13 protein-coding genes are annotated in these 16,982 nt (G+C 64.6%); 3 read left to right on the forward strand and 10 right to left on the reverse strand.

Features of this window, described 5'->3' with window-relative positions; genetic code table 11:
- Positions 1-5: 5 nt before the first annotated feature.
- The 8 genes from AAFU51_10115 to AAFU51_10150 form a co-directional block, all read right to left on the reverse strand.
- Positions 6-1,415 carry a glycoside hydrolase family 2 TIM barrel-domain containing protein gene (locus tag AAFU51_10115; protein MEO1571612.1) on the reverse strand — a complete coding sequence of 470 codons (1,410 nt, stop codon included), beginning with the start codon at positions 1,413-1,415 and terminating at the stop codon, positions 6-8.
- A 50-nt stretch (positions 1,416-1,465) separates the two neighbouring features.
- Positions 1,466-2,761: a hypothetical protein gene (locus AAFU51_10120; protein MEO1571613.1), complete on the reverse strand. Its 1,296-nt coding sequence runs from the start codon at positions 2,759-2,761 to the stop codon at positions 1,466-1,468.
- 118 nt (positions 2,762-2,879) lie between these two features.
- The gene (locus AAFU51_10125; protein MEO1571614.1) at positions 2,880-3,932 is read right to left on the reverse strand and encodes a hypothetical protein; all 1,053 of its coding nucleotides are present in this window, start codon (positions 3,930-3,932) and stop codon (positions 2,880-2,882) included.
- 12 nt (positions 3,933-3,944) lie between these two features.
- On the reverse strand, positions 3,945-5,816 hold the full coding sequence (locus AAFU51_10130; protein MEO1571615.1) for a hypothetical protein: 1,872 nt from the start codon (positions 5,814-5,816) through the stop codon (positions 3,945-3,947).
- 67 nt (positions 5,817-5,883) lie between these two features.
- On the reverse strand, positions 5,884-7,860 hold the full coding sequence (locus AAFU51_10135) for a hypothetical protein (protein ID MEO1571616.1): 1,977 nt from the start codon (positions 7,858-7,860) through the stop codon (positions 5,884-5,886).
- A 266-nt stretch (positions 7,861-8,126) separates the two neighbouring features.
- On the reverse strand, positions 8,127-9,089 hold the full coding sequence (locus AAFU51_10140) for a T9SS type A sorting domain-containing protein (protein ID MEO1571617.1): 963 nt from the start codon (positions 9,087-9,089) through the stop codon (positions 8,127-8,129).
- Between the two features lie 248 nt (positions 9,090-9,337).
- Positions 9,338-10,360, reverse strand: a complete 1,023-nt coding sequence (locus AAFU51_10145; protein ID MEO1571618.1) for a LacI family DNA-binding transcriptional regulator — start codon at positions 10,358-10,360, stop codon at positions 9,338-9,340.
- Positions 10,361-10,446: 86 nt separating this feature from the next.
- The gene (locus AAFU51_10150) at positions 10,447-11,412 is read right to left on the reverse strand and encodes a carbohydrate kinase (protein MEO1571619.1); all 966 of its coding nucleotides are present in this window, start codon (positions 11,410-11,412) and stop codon (positions 10,447-10,449) included.
- A 164-nt stretch (positions 11,413-11,576) separates the two neighbouring features.
- Between AAFU51_10150 and AAFU51_10155 the strand changes: the two genes are divergently transcribed.
- The 3 genes from AAFU51_10155 (at position 11,577) to AAFU51_10165 (ending at position 16,137) form a co-directional block, all read left to right on the forward strand.
- Complete coding sequence (locus AAFU51_10155) at positions 11,577-14,405, forward strand: serine/threonine-protein kinase (GenBank protein MEO1571620.1); 2,829 nt, start codon at positions 11,577-11,579, stop codon at positions 14,403-14,405.
- A 126-nt stretch (positions 14,406-14,531) separates the two neighbouring features.
- Positions 14,532-15,530, forward strand: coding sequence for a porphobilinogen synthase (gene hemB, locus AAFU51_10160; GenBank protein MEO1571621.1), 999 nt, complete (start codon positions 14,532-14,534; stop codon positions 15,528-15,530).
- A 103-nt stretch (positions 15,531-15,633) separates the two neighbouring features.
- Positions 15,634-16,137 (forward strand): hypothetical protein, encoded by a 504-nt coding sequence (locus AAFU51_10165; GenBank protein ID MEO1571622.1) that lies wholly within the window; start codon positions 15,634-15,636, stop codon positions 16,135-16,137.
- A gap of 7 nt (positions 16,138-16,144) precedes the next feature.
- Here AAFU51_10165 and AAFU51_10170 read toward each other — a convergent pair whose 3' ends face one another.
- Together AAFU51_10170 and AAFU51_10175 are read right to left on the reverse strand one after the other, a co-directional pair.
- On the reverse strand, positions 16,145-16,399 hold the full coding sequence (locus tag AAFU51_10170; GenBank protein MEO1571623.1) for a hypothetical protein: 255 nt from the start codon (positions 16,397-16,399) through the stop codon (positions 16,145-16,147).
- The gene (locus AAFU51_10175; GenBank protein ID MEO1571624.1) at positions 16,390-16,959 is read right to left on the reverse strand and encodes a thioredoxin family protein; all 570 of its coding nucleotides are present in this window, start codon (positions 16,957-16,959) and stop codon (positions 16,390-16,392) included. Before AAFU51_10175 ends, AAFU51_10170 begins: the two co-directional genes overlap by 10 nt.
- Positions 16,960-16,982: the final 23 nt, after the last annotated feature.

Here is a 16,982-nt window from a genome sequence, read left to right on the forward strand (position 1 = left end):
TAGGTCTACCGAGCCGAAGCTTGCTCCGGCGAACCGATGTAGAACGGAATGTTGGCCGTGGCCACGTTGCCGCTGTCGTCGTACGCGTAGATGAACATGCGGTAGGGTCCCTCGCGACGGGGCACGCGTACGTTGATCTCACCGTCCTGGCCGCTCACGATGTCTAGGTCTACCGCATCGGGACGCGTCTCTGCGTCACCACCAGCCCGGATGTCTGTACTCTCTGGTAGTAGTTCCCAGTCGTAGCGGATCGGTTTGCCTTCGGGGTCGGTCACGTCAGCAAAGAACGTGACCACCTCTCGCGGTTCGATGTAGACGCTCGCGAAGGCATCTTGGCCGTTGGCTGTGAGCGCGTCGAGTTGGGGAGCGCGGTTTTCAGGGTAGCTGCCTGTCCAAACGTACTCCAGCACGTCCATGACTTGGGTCTCGTAGCCACCTGGCGTGAAGATGCCGTACCACGTCGGGGTAGTTTCCTGCTTTTCGCCCCAGAGGAACGCGTAGGAGCCGATGCAGCGCGCCGAGTCCGCCGCGATGCCGCGCTCGTAGCGGAGGCGGTAGACTCTGGCTTTCTCCGTGCTCGTCTGCTCGATCGGAACGCCCCACGAGGTTCGCGGAACTTCCCAGTGACCGTCGGGGCCCCACTCAGCGATGATGTAGGGGCCGTCCCATCCAGCGCGGCGCAGCGTGGTGCCTACGGATGGGCCGTCGTAGCCGTAGGTCCGAAACTCGCGCGTACCGCCCACCAGTTCGCCATACGTGTTGATGCCCATGATGTCGATGGCGGGCGCACGCTCCATGATGAGCTGAATCTCTGCCACATCGAGGCCTGCCGTCACCGTCATCGTCGGGTGGTGCGGGTCCTCCTCCTTGATCATCTCGGCGATGTCGTTGATGGCGTCCCAGACCTTGAAGTCCTCGTAGAAAAGGTCGACCTCGTTGCCTACACCCCACATGAGGATGGCCGGGTGGTCTTTGTATTCACGGACGACCTCGCGGAAGCGGGCGAGCTGTGCCTCCACACTCTTGGTGTCGTTGTAGTCGAAGCCCTGGCGGTCCATGCCGACCCAGAGGCCGAAGACGACAGACAGCCCTAGTTCGTGGGCCTCATCGAGAATGGAGATCGCTTCCCCTGCGCCCCAGGTGCGCACGGAGTTAGCGCCATACTCGACCGCGCGGTCCATAAACTGGATGCCACCCGCGCCGCGGATGTAGTAGGGTTCGCCGCCGCGATAGAGCGTCCAGTTGCCCTCGTCATCCTGGCGCATTTCTACCGGGATCACGCCTTCCAAGCTAGGTGCCTCTTCGAGGATGCCAGAGGAGGCGGGCCGGTCGGTCGTCGTGTCTTGTTCGTTCTGCGCGGTGGCCGTGCTGCCAAACAGGGACAGCGCGAGCGCAAGGAGGAAGGTGATTCGCATGACAGGTCTGATCGATACGTCTGAATGGCTACCGTAGGTTGGGTGTCGCGCTAGCGCCGCCGGAGCGGCCCGACGTCCACGGAGGCCGTGTCGATGAGCTTCAGGTTGTCCACGATCATGGCCCCTGACTCGTCGAGGAAGAACATCAACTGCTTGATGTTGCGGAAGTCTGCCCCGTCGCTGAACTCGGGGAGGTTGCCGACCGTCGCCGGAGCCGAGGCAAGCTCACGACCACCGCCACGCAGCGAAGAGAACGGGATGGTGACCGTCTGCCACTCCGTCGTGAAGGTGCCGGACTCGAGGAAGCGCCCGTCGAGGATGATCTGCGAGGTGCGGCGCCCGTAGTCTTCGAGCGCAATGCGGACGGGGATCTGGGTGGCCGTGCCTTCGGGAAGACGCACATCGAACTGGATACCCGCGTTTTCCGAGATCGAGGTAACATCGATGGGGTACCACTTGTCCCAACTCACGCCGACCATGCCTTCGTAGCAGGCCTCGCCCGAGATGTCCCACTCGAACGACAGGGCGGTGTCGCCCATCGACGTGGACTCTTGCGTCGGCTGGACCGCCTGGCACGCGTCGGTGACGAGGCCCCAGCCATCGTTGTTGATGAAGGCGTCATCGAATAGCGTGATGGGCAGGGCCGCCGGATCAGGGCGCGGCTCCTCGACAAGCCAGGGCTCCAGCGGCTCCGGCTCGTAGAAGACGACCTGGATGTCGTCCATGTAGATGCTTCCGCTCTGCTGCAACTCGAACATGAGTTGCTTCACATTAGTCGGATCAAGGTTCTCGATCTCCAAGTCGAAGTCGGCGAGTGGGACGACCACACGCTGCCACTCCTCGTCAATGAAGGGGCGCTCGAAGTAGCGGTTGCCGGTGTAGGCGAAGCCCATGCCACCGCTGTAGTCTTCCAGCGTGAGCACAATCGGCAAACCGTACATCTTGCCTTCCACGGTGCGGACGCGCATCGAGATGGCCGCGTACGGCAGCAACTCCGAGAGGTCTTTGCCTGCCCAATTGTCCCAGCCGACGCCCATGCCGGCCCACTTGCAACCTTCCTCAAAGCGATTCCAGGATACCTGGATGGCCCGCTCGCCTTCGTAGACGACCTCTTCGGTCAACTGCCCTTGCGTACAGTTCACGTCGTCCTGAAACCAGATCTGGTCGTCGTTCTGGTCGTCGTAGATCGTCGGCTGTACCGCGAGCGAGATCACTCGGGGGCGTTCCGGCGGGGGCGCCAGGGCAACGCCGTCGTAGAGGTTTGCTGTCTGGAAGCGCACGCACGAGGAGGCCGTCACCGCGAACAGCGCAACGACAAGAGCAACGAGAAAGCGAGAGGCACGCATGGCCGAAGGAAGAAAGTCAGGGGAGACTGGAAGCACTGGCAGGGGCAGTAACCGGGAGTCCCGAGATGGACCCATCCGAAGTGTCCTGCCGCGACATGGGCTCAACGACGAGCACACGTCAGAGTTCAAGCGGTCCGCCTGCGGTGAACGTGATAAAGTCGATCCCGTAGTCGACGGGAAGCGGTGGGTTCGGCTGGCCGTTGTTGTCCGAGATAAGCAGCACGCGCACCGCGACGATCGTCTCCAACTGCTCTTGCGTGAAGTTGGTGTCCGAGAACGGGATGCTGAAGAGCTGCCAACCCTGCCAGTCGACCGGTTGATCGATCACGCTGACTACGGCGTCGATTCCGTCGTTGTAGACCCCGTTGCCGTTGCTGTCGACGCCGACTTGGACGACGGCGATCGTGTTGGGCGTACCGAAGCTGTAGAGCGCTGCGTTGAAGAACAGGTCTTCCGGGATGGTCGTGGGGACGCTGAAGTAGTCAGGCCCGTCCGCGGCGGGGAAGATGCTCGTGAGTCCGATGAAGAACGGATCGGCCACAGTCGGACCACCCGTGCTCCGAAGTAAGTAAAACGACTCCCCCTCGGCAGCCGGGATCTCGGAACTAGGACCCGTAGCAGTCAGGTCGAACTCGAACTCGAAGTTGCCGAGCACGAGCGTGGCGGGGTCGTCTTCCTCGAAGCCCGTTACCTCCTCACCCGGGTATACGCGGGCACTGGTGACTTCGACCGTCACCGGTGGCGACTCATCGAGCACCGCACCGTCGATCAGCAGCTTCGCTTCGACAGGCTCAGCGCGAAAGAACGGGAGCACCGAGGTGGACCCGTTCCACGTGGCGACGAGGTCGTCGATCTCGCGCGAGAATCCCTCGATGCGCTTTACGGCGCCGCTCTCCTGACCGGTGATCTCGATCACCCAGTTGGATTGCTTGTTGAATGCCGCCTCGAAGGCGAGCGTCTGACCGCCCGCGAAGTCGACTTCGCCCTGAACGGCCGACAGGGGCTCGACGAGCGTGAACTCACCAAAGCGGTCTACGAGGAAGGGCCCGTCGATGCCGTCTGTGGCGTGGTCGCACGCGGCGAGGGTGAGGACGCAGGCGAGCACCAGACTCGCCCCCATCCAGGTCTTCATGGCGCGACGTGCGCCCTCAAACGATACAGTACGTGACATGAACGAGATAGTCTAGAAGAACATGGAGTAGAGCGCGAAGATCTGCCCGAAGCTGTAGTCCTCGGGAGGGAGCGTGACGCCCTCGGCAGGCGTGGCGTCGTTGGTGTAGCTCAGGTGCTGGAATTGCACGGTCAGATACACGTCGTCACGGAAGCGGTAGCGCAGCCCTGCGCCCAGCAGCGTCTCCTGATCGTCGATGTCGAACGGCGCAGGGAAGTCCCGGACGTCGTTGAAGTTTTCGAAGATGGGGATATACTCCCGGCCGCTGGCGGTGCGCAGCTTGGTGCCAGCCAGCACGTCCAGGCGGTTGTAGATCTCGAAGGCGAAGCCTGCTTCGAACAGGAGCGAACTCAGATCCACCTGCTCGACTTCTACGCCCCCTCGGCTCGTGTCTTCAACCTGGAGGCCCAGCGTGACGTCGAAGAGGCGGTTGAGGCCTGTGAGCGTGGCAACATCTACATCCGCGGAAGCGCGGAGGTGCAGGAAGTCCTTCAGTTCCGTCGTGCCTTGCCCGCGTAATTCCGTCAAGAGCGCGAGGTCGAGCGATGCGTCGAGTGCACCCTCTGCCGGGGTGTAGTCGATACCCAGACGAGCGCCTCGGCGGTTAGGTGTCGCGTTCCCGTAGGGCAGCACGTTGCTGTAGCGAGGGTCATAGGCCATCAGCTCTTCCGAGACACGGAACGTGTAGAGCTCCGCATCCCGTGTGAGGTCGAAGAGCGTTGGGAGGCGCTCCAGGCGGTCGTTGCCGAGGCGGTTGTAGACGCCGAGAGCGCGGCTGAAGTCGACGCGCTTGCTCTGCGCAGCCGCGCTGAAGAAGTCAGGCCCGACGTTGACGAACCGTGCGGTGACGGATAGGTCGAGCGGCTTGTAGACGCTCCGCAGCCCCACCTCTATGAAGGTGTCATCGTCTTCGAAGATCGAGTTGACCACAAAGGCCGAGTCCTGAATCACCACGCTCCCGCCGTCGGGGCCGGTCACTGTGGTGGGCAGGCCAGTCGCCTCGCGGACGCGCTCGCTGAGAGACACAGTCGAGAGACCACCTTCCCCAATGACACTCAGGTTGAAGCTCGGATTGTCGAGAACCGCGATGTCAAAGTCTGTTGAGAGCACCCAGTTGCGGAGCCCTTCGTTGGCGTTGCCCGAATTGAGGTCGTCCCACGTGTAGACGACGTTAGCCCCGAGGTTCACCTGCGACCCATAGGACGTGAGCGGCACCGTAGACATGGACGCGCGTCCACCACTGATAAGACGCGTCGGCGTATCAGAAAAGTTGGTGCCACGCAGCCGAGCCACGAAGGCGTCCACGTCCAGGGCTTCGAGGCCCTGTTCGAATTCGAGGCCGAAGCCTAGGTTGGCCCCCTGAAGGCGACGCGTATTGCGGCCCGTGTAGAACTCCTCGTAGTAGAGAACGTCTTTCTGGGGCCGGAACACCTCTGGCTCCAAGACAACCCCGTCCTCCTCCTCCAGGTAGAGCGTGTAGGGCGTCAGCACCTTGTCCATGTCGCCGACACGGTAGCGGATCACGTCTGCGACAACGCCACGCGCCCAAAGCTCACGGACTTCTACGTTGACGCCTGCTCCGAAGAAGCCACCGAACTCGTTGCGGAAACGAATCACGCCCTGCACTTCGGTGTTGCTGTTGGGCTGTGCGTTGAGCGCCAGGTCGAGCACAAACTCGCCGTCGGTCTGGCTCTCGGGCGTCACCGTGTCCTCGTCGGCGAGGTTGCCGCCGAGGTTGGTTTGCTGCAGGAGCGTGCGCCCCATGCCGTTGAAACGAAGGCCGATGCCTTCGTCAGGATCGTCGGAGGGGGCCTGCGCTGAAGCAGCCACGGGAAGTAGCGCGAGCGTCAGCGCGAGAAGGCGAGGGAGAGAAAACAACCGCATACCGCGAGTGGGGTGATAGGGCAGTCGAACGGAGAAAAGCAGAAGGCGAGAAACGCGTGCTACTCGATCAGAAGAAGATTTTGATCTCGGCCGTCAGTTCGCGACCGACGTAGCGGTCGAGTGCGAAATTGCGGTCCTCGTAGTCCATCCAGCGGTGCCGGAGGTACAGACCCGCGTTGTCGGCGAGAGTGATGTCGAAGCCGAGACCAACGCCGAGTCCCCGCTGGTCGAGGGGCTCGTTGGAAAGCGTGGTTTCAGGGAGTTCTGGGAAGAACCGGTCATCACGCGGAGTGAAGCGCCCGCCTTTCGCGAACTCGAGGCCGAGGTAGCCGGCGAGAATCACGCGAGGGAAGAGGTCGAAGTAGACATCCAGCTCGTGGGATTGGACGAACAGGTAGGTGTCGTCGTCATGGGGGACCCCGGTGAAGTCGCGGTTGGCCGAGGAAAAGCTGCCCAGATAGAACGCGTAGAGATTGCGTCCATCAAGATCGACCCGGGTCTTCGCGGTCAGGTCCACAGAGTGGAACCACTTCCGCGTCGTGGCGATGCCCGTGACCTGGTCCACGTCGGTCGTCGGCACTGCTTCGAAAAAGCCGCGGAAGAACGAGTACTTCCGGCCGTATGCCCCAAACTGGGTGGCAAAGACGGCGTCTGCTGGGAACGGATTGTAGACGCGCGAGAGCGCCAGGCCGTTGACACGGTGGATGAAGGAAAGCGATGTGGTCGTCGGGGCCAGTTCGTGGGCGACGCCCCACCCTACCCCGAATTCAACCAGTCCGTTGGGGGCGTTCCACTTCGTATTGAAGTTGATGCCACGCCGGTTGTGAGCGAGCTGGTTGACCTGGGTGAGAAGGCCACCGACCGACCCTTGGCCAGACAGGATGACTTCGCCTGTGCCGAGCCCGTCCTCCTCATTGATGGCGGCTTGGATCTGCGGGTTGTTGTTCGTCGCGATCTCGCCGTTCTCGTTGTAGAAGTGCCGACCGATCTGGTAGACCTGGACATCGAGCGGGAAGTAGGTCGCTGAGGCGGGGATGCGGATGCGGCCCATCAAGGCTTCCCCCCACGGCGACGTGTAGGTCGGGCTGTCAAACCGGCTCGCGCCAAACTCACCGCTGAGGTTAACGCCGAGGAGGTTGGCCTCGAACTGACCCGTGTGTACCTGGTATTCCCGGCGCTCCACGTCGAGGCTATCGAGCGTGCGATAGCTGTAGAGGCCGTTGTAGGCCAGCATCAGTGTAGAGCCGAACGTCTTGGCCAGACGCCCACCCGTGATGGCGCTTGGTAGCGCTTCCGCGTCGCCGCCAAAGCCAGCATAGGTCGGGACATCGCCCGCCTCCTCGCCTTCGTTGGCCACTGTCTCCGATGGCTCCGTGCGGGCATTGGGGAGACCGCCATTGGGCTGCGTCTTGCCCCAGAACGCGTCGAAGCTGAAGTCGCCGGGGAGCTGACCGCCGTTGAGGATGAGGCCCTGGAAGGCCTGGAAGTTCCACCGGGCGTCGCCTGTTGCGAGTTGCCCTGACTGGAAGTAGTTGTCGTAGCGAGCCAAGTCACTAACGCCTTCCCATGGTGTACGGTCGAAGATCGAGAAGCGATCGAGGACCTGATACACGCCGATGGTAAACGGGCTGAGGTTGTACCAGTGGATGCCACCGGCACGCACACCGAACGAGCCGATTTCCGTCCGGAAGTTGCCGTAGAAGTTGATGCCCAGGTTGAGCGAAAGAACATTGTCTTCCACACCCCCACCATCGTACGGCGTAAAGATGAACAGCTCCGTGCCAAAGCTCGACCGCCCGTTTGGACGGCCCAGGACACTTATCGAGAGCATGGGCTCCCGATACCCGTCACCGATTCCGTAGGCTCGCTCGAAGGGCTCCAGGAACGGATACGGGTTCGAGAAGGCACGGTAATACCCAATGGTCCGGTAGTAGCCGAACACCGTCAACGGTTGCGCAGGCTGACGAAGCGTTTCCGTCGAGTCCGACGGGTAGGCCCGGTCAACAGAGTCCGGAAGACTCGGTAGGTCGACGCCGTCGAGCAACGAGCTTCGTAGCCAATCGGCCTCGTCTCCCCCCAGTGAGTTGGACGCCCTCGCCTCCAACCCGGTGTGGGGCTGATGAGGACCCGTGGGCAAATGAGGCGTCGCAGAGGCCGCAGTTGCTCCGATCAAGAAGGACAACGCGAGCGAGAGGAGCCGGCTGGCTCCGTGAAGCCGATCCGCGAGGACCGACTCCACGGCGAGCCGCTGGCGTGAAGAAAGAGGCACTAGCATGGCGTGTGAGCCAGAGAGAAGCTGCAGGCGAGGAGTTAATTCAGGATCACGCGGCGCGTGGCGCTGAAGGACTCACCCGTGACGCGGTAGAGGTAGAGGCCACTGGACAGCCCCCGTGCGCCGAGCGAGAAAGAGTGCAGCGTCTGCGCCGAGAGCGTGCCCTCGTGCAGCACGGCGACCTGGCGCCCCAGCACGTCGTAGACCGCCACCCGCACCGCTTCAGCTCGGTCCAGCGTCAGGTCGACGCGCGCCGAAGTCTGGAACGGGTTCGGGTAGGCCGCGCTCAGCGAGAAGGCCGGGGCGATGTTCGCAGGCTCGTTGGAGACCGGCGTACCGGTGACGAAGGCAATCTCATCGAGGGAGACGGCGAAGGGCGGGCCCGCAGGGATGCCCCCGAACACGTACACCACGTTGAGAATCTTCGACAGGTCCACGCCGTCGTCCGCACCGCCGCCGCCGTCCACGAACGTCGCCAGCGGGATCTGCACGAACTCGAAGCCCATCATGTCCGCGTCCAGGCGGTACGTCGTCCGGAGCTCGTCCTCAGGACCGCCGCCGTTGCCGTCGAACGCGCCGTCGCCGTTGATGTCCTCCTGCAGGACGATCTCCAGCGTGAGCGGCAGGTTCGCCTCCACCACCGACGGGCGAATGTAGAACGTGAGGTACTCCTGGCCCGTCGCGTCGAAGACGCCGCCCGGGGCCGTGACGAACGCGCCCGCGAAGCCGCCGCCCGAGCCCGGGTCGATGCCGAGGTTGAGGCCGGTGTCGGCGTCGCCGCCGAGGCCGTCGGTCGGGCCGGTGCCCGCGCCAGTGTTCTCCGCGCCCCCTGCGAAGGCGCCCGTGTTGTCCACGTTGCCGTCGTCAAAGTTGTCGTAGACCACCTGGGCCGTGGCCGCGGGGACCCCGACTAGGGCGAGCACAGCCAGGGCGAGCGTGAGCGCGCCGGCGCGAAGCGCAGGGACTAGCGAGATGGTAGAAAGGCGTAGCGTTGGAGTCATGGGTCGTCGGATGGGAGACAAGGGGGGACTGGGGAAAAGCCTGAAGCGCTTCCAACATACCAAAGGTGAAAACCTTTTCAAAGCGCTTTTCTACGGCGTACACGCAGACGTTTTAGCTGGAAGGCCCGTTCGCAGCGACGGAATCGAAGCCGAGCCCCGAATGGACGTTCTGGCCGACTTACTTCGCCATACCTTCACCAAGTTCCCACACGCTACTGAATTCCCCCAAGCGTGCGTCCTAGTACCTCTTATCTCTCAAGTTGCTTGGAGGGCGGGGCTGTCGACGCGCGCAAGAGCACCTCCACCGGCACGACCCGGCGCACGGGGTCGTGACCGACGGGCCCGTCGATGATCCGGTCGAGCAACAACGCCACAGCGATCTTGCCCACCTCGTCGATGGGGACTCGCGCGGTGGTCAGAGGCGGTTGGGTGTAGAGCGTGCTTGGGAGCCCATCGAACCCGACAACGGAGAGGTGCTCTGGTACGCGTAAGCCTGCCTCGTGCGCCGCATGGATGGCGCCCGCGGCGCAGTAGTCGTTGGCACACAGCAGCGCCGTCGGTCGGTCAGCGGTCGCGAAGAGGGGCCGTGCTACTGCGTAGCCCGCTTCGAGCGTGTACTCGCCTGTGACTATCCAGTCAGAGCGAGGCGTGACGCCTACCTCTGCGAGCGCGGCTCGGTAGCCCTCCAGGCGCTGATCGGCGTCCTTGGCGCCGGACGGCCCGCGGATGATGCCAATGTCACGGTGACCGAGGTCCAGCAGGTGCTGCGTGAGCGCGTACGACCCGCCGTAGTTATCGAAGTTGACCGTGTCGAACGGCAGCCCTTCCGCGTCGGTGTTGATGAACACGATCGGCTCGCTGGCGCTTGCGAGCACCTGTGCCTCCCGTGGGCGCAGTTCTGGGGCCATCACGATGAGGCCGTCGACGCGCTTTTCGAGCATCATGCGCGCCGCGCGGAACTCGTCACGGAGCCGGTGCGAGGTCGAGATGAGCAGGAAATAGCCCGCTTCCTGGGCGGCGGTGTCGAGGCTGTGGAGCAATTCGGAGAAGAACTCGCCGCTGACGAACGGGAGCAGCACTCCGAGGCTGCTCGTCTGCTTACCAAGGAGTGTACGGGCGGCCGGGTTCGGCGCATAGCCCAGCGCCTCGGCTGCCTCCAGCACGCGCTTGCGTTTGGTATGACTGACGCGGGCTGTGTCGTTGAGCACCCGCGACACCGTCGAGATGGAGACGCCTGCGCGATGCGCCACGTCTCGGATCGTAGCACTCATGATTCGTCACTGCATGGAACACGTTCGATGGAACGCACACAGGGTAGATCGCCTAACAAAGGCGACCTAGTAGGGCTCAACATAGCCTATTTCGCTGGCAAATCGAAGAGATCACGGCGAGAATACACAGGCGTGGCGCCGGGCTGCCCGGCAACGTACGCCCCCAGCCGATTTGCCCAGTCTAACGCCTCTGCGCCTGGTGCGCCCGCCAGCAGTTGGGTCAAGAGCATCGCCAAAAACGAGTCGCCGGCGCCGACGGTGTCCACCACATTGGCTTGATAACCTGGATGCGCATACCGCTCGCCTTCGTGCCACAGGAGCGCCCCCTCGGCGCCGCGCGTCACGCAAAGCGTGTCGACGGCGAACCGCTCCATCAACCCCTCCGCTGATGCGTCCATACCGTCAGGGAGACCGTACCACGCCTGTAGCAGGACCAGCTCGTCATCGTTGAGCTTCACGATGTCGGCGCGAGCGAGCGAGCGCTCAACAACGGCTCGGTCAACGAACGGAGCACGCAGGTTGATGTCAAACACGGCCGTTGCGGTGGGCGTCGCGCTGAGCATGCGCTCCAGCGTGGCACGGGTGGTGGGGCTGCGCTGGGCCAGGCTCCCGAAGATGACCATGCTCGCCCCATCAGCCTCGGCAGCGAGGCCGTCGGTCCAGGCGATGTGGTCCCATGCCACCGGCTCCACGATGGTATAACTCGGGATCCCATCATGGTCCAGGTCCACCTCCACAAAGCCCGTCTCGTGCCCTGTATCGACCTGGACAAGATCGGCGGCGAGGCCCAGCTGTGTGACCCGGCGGCAGACTTCACGGCCGAGGCGGTCGTCGCCGACGCGGCTGACGAAGCAGGCGTCCACCCCGAGCGTATGGAGGTGGGCTGCGACATTGAACGGGGCACCGCCGATAAAGAGGCCTCGTGGGAGCGCGTCCCACAAGACTTCGCCGACGACGAGGGCCCGAGCAGAAGGTGGAGCGGTCACGGGCTGTTCGGTGGCTTGACGAGGCGTTCGTTGGGACGAGACAGTCGTTGGGACGAGGCGGTCCATGGTACGGACACGCTCACCCGGAGCGCACGCCTTGCCTTTTGCCTCGACAGCCCCGGATGTATGTTCGCGTGTGCTATCCCACGGGGTTTTTGCGCGTTGTGGTCATCCCCACCCAATGTTCTCCTATGACTCCTGTGTCCGACTCGGATTCCTCGTTGCCGCCCGTGCCTGCACAAGACCATTGGGCGCATGTCTGTGCGCTCTTCGAGGCGGCTCTTGAGCAGCCAGCCCCGCAGCGCGAGGCGTTTCTGCGCGCGACGACAGGTACCAACGCGGCGTTGCTGGCCGAAGTCTCTGCGCTCCTCGACGCCGATGCGCGCCTCGACACGGAGATCAATGGGGAGACGGGCGATGGGTTTCTCGACACGCCTGTGAGCCGCGTCGCTCCGATGGTAGCGGACGTGGTCGCCGAGCACGAGAACCCTGAGCCGGAGACACCTGCTCCGGTAGCGGACGCCGACAGGTCGCGCACCGACTCGGGCGACTTTCCGGACGAGACGGTGCTGTCGCTCGCGCCGCGCCCGGCCGCGCCCGGCCGGCGGCTTGGTGCTTGGCGACTGCTGCGCGAGCTCGGACAAGGGGGCATGGGGACCGTGTGGCTCGCCGAACGGGCCGACGGCGCCTTCGAGCAGCGGGTCGCCGTCAAGCGCGTCCGCGCGTCCATGTTCTCCGAAGCGCTGCGCCAGCGTTTCGTGCGGGAGCGCGCTCTGCTGGCCCGTCTTCATCATCCTCACATCGCGCAACTCATCGATGGCGGCGTCACCGACGATGGCGTGCCCTTCCTGGTCATGGAGTACGTGGCGGGTCCGCCGCTGCTGGAATTTTGCGCCCAGCGCCAACTTGACATCCGGGCGCGGGTGCGGCTCTTCTTAGATATCTGCGAGGCGGTTCAGTATGCGCACCGTCACCTCGTCATTCACCGTGACCTCAAGCCTTCCAACATCCTCGTGGCCCCGGATGGCGGGCCGGGCGGGACGCCGCTCGCCAAGCTGCTCGACTTCGGCATCGGCAAGCTGCAGCACGAGGACCCTCTCGCCGAGGCGCTCACCCTGACGGGGGTGCGGCCGTTCACGCCGCAGTATGCGGCGCCCGAGCAGATTCGCAACCAGGGCATCACTACCGCCACTGACGTCTATGGCCTCGGCGTGCTCCTGTTCGAAGTCTTGACGGGTCAGCGGCCGTTTACCGCCCCGACGGGATCGGTGCATGAGATCGAGCGCGCCGTGCTGGAAGACCTGCCACCCTCGCCGAGTTCGGTGCTCCGACGCCATCCCGAGCACGCCGTCGGGCTCCCCGATGCTGCCAAGGCCGCCCGCGTCGTAGCCGGCGACCTGGATGCGATTGTCCAGAAGGCCCTGGCGAAGTCCCCGGAGCGGCGCTACCGCTCGGCGGAGGCTCTTGGCCGTGACCTCATGCGCTACCTCGAAGCCAAGCCTGTCCAGGCGCGCCGCGGCGCCCTCGGCTACCGACTCAGCCGCAACCTCTGGCGGCATCGCCGGGCGGTCGCGGCCGTCGGCACCATCATGGCGCTCCTCGCCGCGGGGATCATCGCCGTGACCACGCAAGTCCACCGCGTCTCTGTGGAACGCGACAAGGCTGTGGCCTCTGCCCAGTTCTTGAGCGACCTGTTCGGCAGCGAGGACCCCGACATGATGGCGAGCGTGGGCGGCCAGACGGGCGACGAGTTGAGTGCCCGCGCGCTGCTCGAACGTGCAGCACGGCGCGTTGAGACGGAACTCGCCGATCAGCCCGAGACGCGGGCGGCGATGCAGCTCACGCTTGGGCGCGTCCACCACAGCCTCGGGCTCTACGACGCCGGCGACGCCCTTCTCCGCAGCGCGCTCGCCATTCGGCAACGACGCTTCGGCAGCACGCACGATCAAGTCGCCGAAGTCGAGCTCGCGCTCGGCGCTCTCCTATCGGACCGCAGTCGCTACGCTGAGGCTGAGCGTCTGCATCGACGTGCCCTTAGCTATTTCGAGAGCCACGACGGCGAGGACGGTCCGCGGACCGCTGAGGCGCTTTACGAACTGGGCCGCACCCTCACGCTGCATGGCAATTTCGGTGATGCGGAACTACTCCTCCGCCGCGCCCTCCGCCTTCAGGAACATGATGCGGACCTCTCCCCTGCCGTTCTCGGCCACACGCTGGCTGGTCTCGCCCACGTCCTCTACCGACAAGGCTTGCTCCCAGAGTCCGAGCACTACTATCACCAGGCCCTCGACCACTACCGCCCCACGCTCGGGCTGCTCCACGTCCGCACGGCCACTGCTCTTAATGAGTTGGGCGTCGTGATCAAAAACCAGGGGCGCTATGCGGATGCCGAACCCCACTACCGCGACGCCCTCGACGCCTTCCGGCACATCTACGGCCCGGCGCACCCCCGGCGTGCCTACGCGCTAGCCAATCTCGGCGTCTTGCTGAAGGACCGCGGGCTCGTGGAGAACGACCCCCGCCACTTTGAGGAGGCAGGACCTTTCCTGGAAGAGGCGCACGCGATGTACCGTGCGCTCTACGGCGACTCGCACCTCCGCGTCGGCCATTCGCGCGCGCACATCGGCATGCTGGCCCTTGCGCAGGGGCGCTTCACGGAAGCCGAGGTGCACTTCGATGCGGCGCTGGGCTACCACCGGGCTGCGCAGGTCCCGGCCGCACACACGGCGCGCGCGTATCCGCTGACAGGTTTAGGTGAGGCCCTCACTGCACTCGGCCGTCCCCAGCAAGCCCTCCCGCTCCTCGAAGAAGCCCTCGCCATCCGTGAGTCGGCGACGGGGCAGCATTGGCGCATTGCCGAGGCCGAAGGCGCACTCGGTGCTGCCCGACTGGCTCTCGGGCATACCACGGAGGCCAGGCAGCATCTCACGGCCAGCTACTTGCGCATCGAGAGCGGGGCGGGCGAAACGGCACGCCTGCGCCTCTCCATCCGCGAACGGCTGCGCGAGTTGCATGCGATCACGGGCAACGACGAGGTTGCCGCGATGCTCGCACGGTAGGCTAGAGCCAGGCGCTGCTCTACGTGTCCGGAGCCGTACTCATCTGGACTTCGCAGGCCGGGTCGGAACGAGGCACGTAGGCCCCGTGTGTTCGGCGAGCCGCGCTTTGCACTCTGACCTTCCCCTATGGACGCCCCCCTGCTCCACCGCCCCCGTCGCCTCCGGCGCTCGCCCGCGCTCCGCCGCCTCGTCCGCGAGACCCGCCTCTCCGTAGACGACCTCGTCCTCCCCCTTTTTGTCGAGGACGGCTCGGGACGGCGTACACCGATCGAAGCCATGCCAGGGCAGTTTCGCTATTCGGTGGACACCCTCGCGGAGGAAGCTCGCGCCGTGGCTGACCTCGGCCTCTCTGCCGTCGCGCTATTCCCCGCACTCGACGAGTCGCTGAAGGACCGGACAGGCTCGGAGGCGCTCAACCCCGACGGCCTCTTTCCCCGTGCGATCCGTGCCGTCAAGGACGCGGCGCCTGACCTCCTCGTGGTGAGCGATGTCGCGCTCGACCCCTACTCGTCGGACGGGCACGACGGCGTCGTCCGAGGCGGCGTGGTGCAGAACGATGAGACGCTGGACCTGCTCGCTCAGATGGCGGTCGTCCAGGCCGAGGCCGGGGCCGACATCATCGCGCCGAGCGACATGATGGACGGGCGCGTCGGCGCGATCCGAGCGGCGCTGGACGAGGCCGGCTTCGCAGACGTGGCGATCCTCTCTTACGCGGCGAAGTACGCGAGCAGCTTCTACGGACCGTTTCGCGCCGCGCTCGACTCAGCACCCCGTGAGTTGGACGACGTGCCCCGCGACAAGGCAACTTACCAGATGGACCCTGCCAACGCCCGCGAGGCGCTCCGCGAGGTAGCCCTCGACCTGGACGAGGGGGCCGACATGGTGATGGTGAAACCCGCCCTCGCCTACCTCGACGTGATCCACCGCGTGCGCGAGCTCAGCGACGTGCCCGTGGCTGCCTACCACGTCTCGGGCGAGTACGCGATGCTGCACGCCGCCGCCGAACGCGGCTGGCTCGACCTCCGCGCCGCCGCCCTCGAAGCCACCACCGCCATCCGCCGCGCCGGCGCCGACCTCATCCTGACCTACTTCGCCAAAGACTTAGCTCGGTGGATATACGATTGACGATTTTGGATTTGTGATGTTAAACCCCACGATGTAGCACGGTGCACCTGGGTAGCCGTTGTCTCACATCGCACATCGTACAGCCCACATCTAAAATCCAGCTATGCTCGACGCTTCCGACTACTCCTACCTCGACGGCGGCCTGGTGCGCATGCTCGACCGCCTCAAAGCCGAGGGCACCGCCACCAAGGACCCCGCCGCCGACCAGTACCTCCGCGATGAGCCCAACGCGGTGCTCCTCGGGCTGCTCTACGACCAGCGCGTGCTCGCTGAAACCGCGTTCGTTGGCCCCTACAAGCTCTACCAGCGTCTCGGGCACCTCGACATGGCGCGCATTGCGGGGATGGACCGGGACGCCTTCGCCGAAGTCTTCAGCGAATCGCCGGCCGTGCACCGATTCACAAACAAGATGGTCGACACCACGCAGAAGATCGCCCAGATCCTCGCCGACGAATATGATGGCTCCGCGTCCAACCTTTGGGCGGAGGGCACCAACGCCGAGGTCGAGAAGCGCATCCGTGCGTTGCCTGGCTTTGGCCCGATGAAGGCGAAGAAGCTGAAGCACTGCCTGTTCTACTTCGGCCACCGCGATCTCAGCGAGGGCTAGCCACAGCTCACTCGCCCGAGCGCTCAGAGGCGCGTGCGGAAAAGCTGCGGGCGAACCGAATCACGCCGTAATAGAGCAGCACCGCCGTCACGCCGAACAGCCCGATGCGCAGGCCGTAGCCGGTCCACTGGCCATACGTCGAGTAGTCATGCCACGTCCACATGGCGCCTGCGCCGAGCGCGACGGGCAGGCCCAGCCACAGCAACAGCGTCTCCGGCTTGGGACGCTGATCGGGCTCTGGAGGACGCGGACTTACTTCCACTTGATGCTGCACCCCATCGACGGGATTTGCTCGGCCGTGACGGTGCCCGTTTCCAGCAACTCATCAAGCGCATTGCGGAGGTCGTGCTGAGTGACTGCGGGCTTGCTGGGTCGTCCGTCGTCGAGGCGGCCTCGGTAGGCGAGCGCACGGTCCGCGTCGAAGACGTAGAGGTCCGGCGTGCAGACGGCGCTGTAGGCGCGGGCAACCTCCTGGCTCTCGTCGTAGAGGTAGGGGAACGGATAGCGCTTCACCGCAGCGCGTGCAGTCATGTTCTCGAACGAGTCGGCCGGGTACGCGGCCACGTCGTTGCTGCTGATAGCGACGACCTGGACCTGCTTCGGCGCGTAGTCCTTCGCCAGCGCGATCAGCCGCTCCTCGATGGCGTGGACGTACGGGCAGTGGTTGCAGATGAACACGACGACGAGCGCTTCGGCCGCGTCATAGTCTTCGACGCTGCGCGTGGAGCCGTTGAGGTCATCAACGTCGGGGTTGGCGATGGGCAGGTCGAACGCTGGGGCCATCGTGCCCAGGTCGATCATTTCGGAATAGGTGAGGGCCATGAGACGGGCTGTTGGACGTGCGA

It is taken from the genome of Bacteroidota bacterium, assembly GCA_039821555.1.
Taxonomy (GTDB): Bacteria; Bacteroidota; Rhodothermia; order Rhodothermales; family Rubricoccaceae; genus JBCBEX01.

What these genes read in the sequence shown, in the direction of transcription:
- AAFU51_10115 (MEO1571612.1), bottom strand. Translation starts at nt 1,415, where the DNA reads ATGCGAATCACCTTCCTCCTTGCGCTCGCGCTGTCCCTGTTTGGCAGC.
- AAFU51_10120 (MEO1571613.1), bottom strand. Translation starts at nt 2,761, where the DNA reads ATGCGTGCCTCTCGCTTTCTCGTTGCTCTTGTCGTTGCGCTGTTCGCG.
- AAFU51_10125 (MEO1571614.1), bottom strand. Translation starts at nt 3,932, where the DNA reads ATGTCACGTACTGTATCGTTTGAGGGCGCACGTCGCGCCATGAAGACC.
- AAFU51_10130 (MEO1571615.1), bottom strand. Translation starts at nt 5,816, where the DNA reads ATGCGGTTGTTTTCTCTCCCTCGCCTTCTCGCGCTGACGCTCGCGCTA.
- AAFU51_10140 (MEO1571617.1), bottom strand. Translation starts at nt 9,089, where the DNA reads ATGACTCCAACGCTACGCCTTTCTACCATCTCGCTAGTCCCTGCGCTT.
- AAFU51_10145 (MEO1571618.1), bottom strand. Translation starts at nt 10,360, where the DNA reads ATGAGTGCTACGATCCGAGACGTGGCGCATCGCGCAGGCGTCTCCATC.
- AAFU51_10150 (MEO1571619.1), bottom strand. Translation starts at nt 11,412, where the DNA reads ATGGACCGCCTCGTCCCAACGACTGTCTCGTCCCAACGAACGCCTCGT.
- hemB (MEO1571621.1), top strand. Translation starts at nt 14,532, where the DNA reads ATGGACGCCCCCCTGCTCCACCGCCCCCGTCGCCTCCGGCGCTCGCCC.
- AAFU51_10165 (MEO1571622.1), top strand. Translation starts at nt 15,634, where the DNA reads ATGCTCGACGCTTCCGACTACTCCTACCTCGACGGCGGCCTGGTGCGC.
- AAFU51_10175 (MEO1571624.1), bottom strand. Translation starts at nt 16,959, where the DNA reads ATGGCCCTCACCTATTCCGAAATGATCGACCTGGGCACGATGGCCCCA.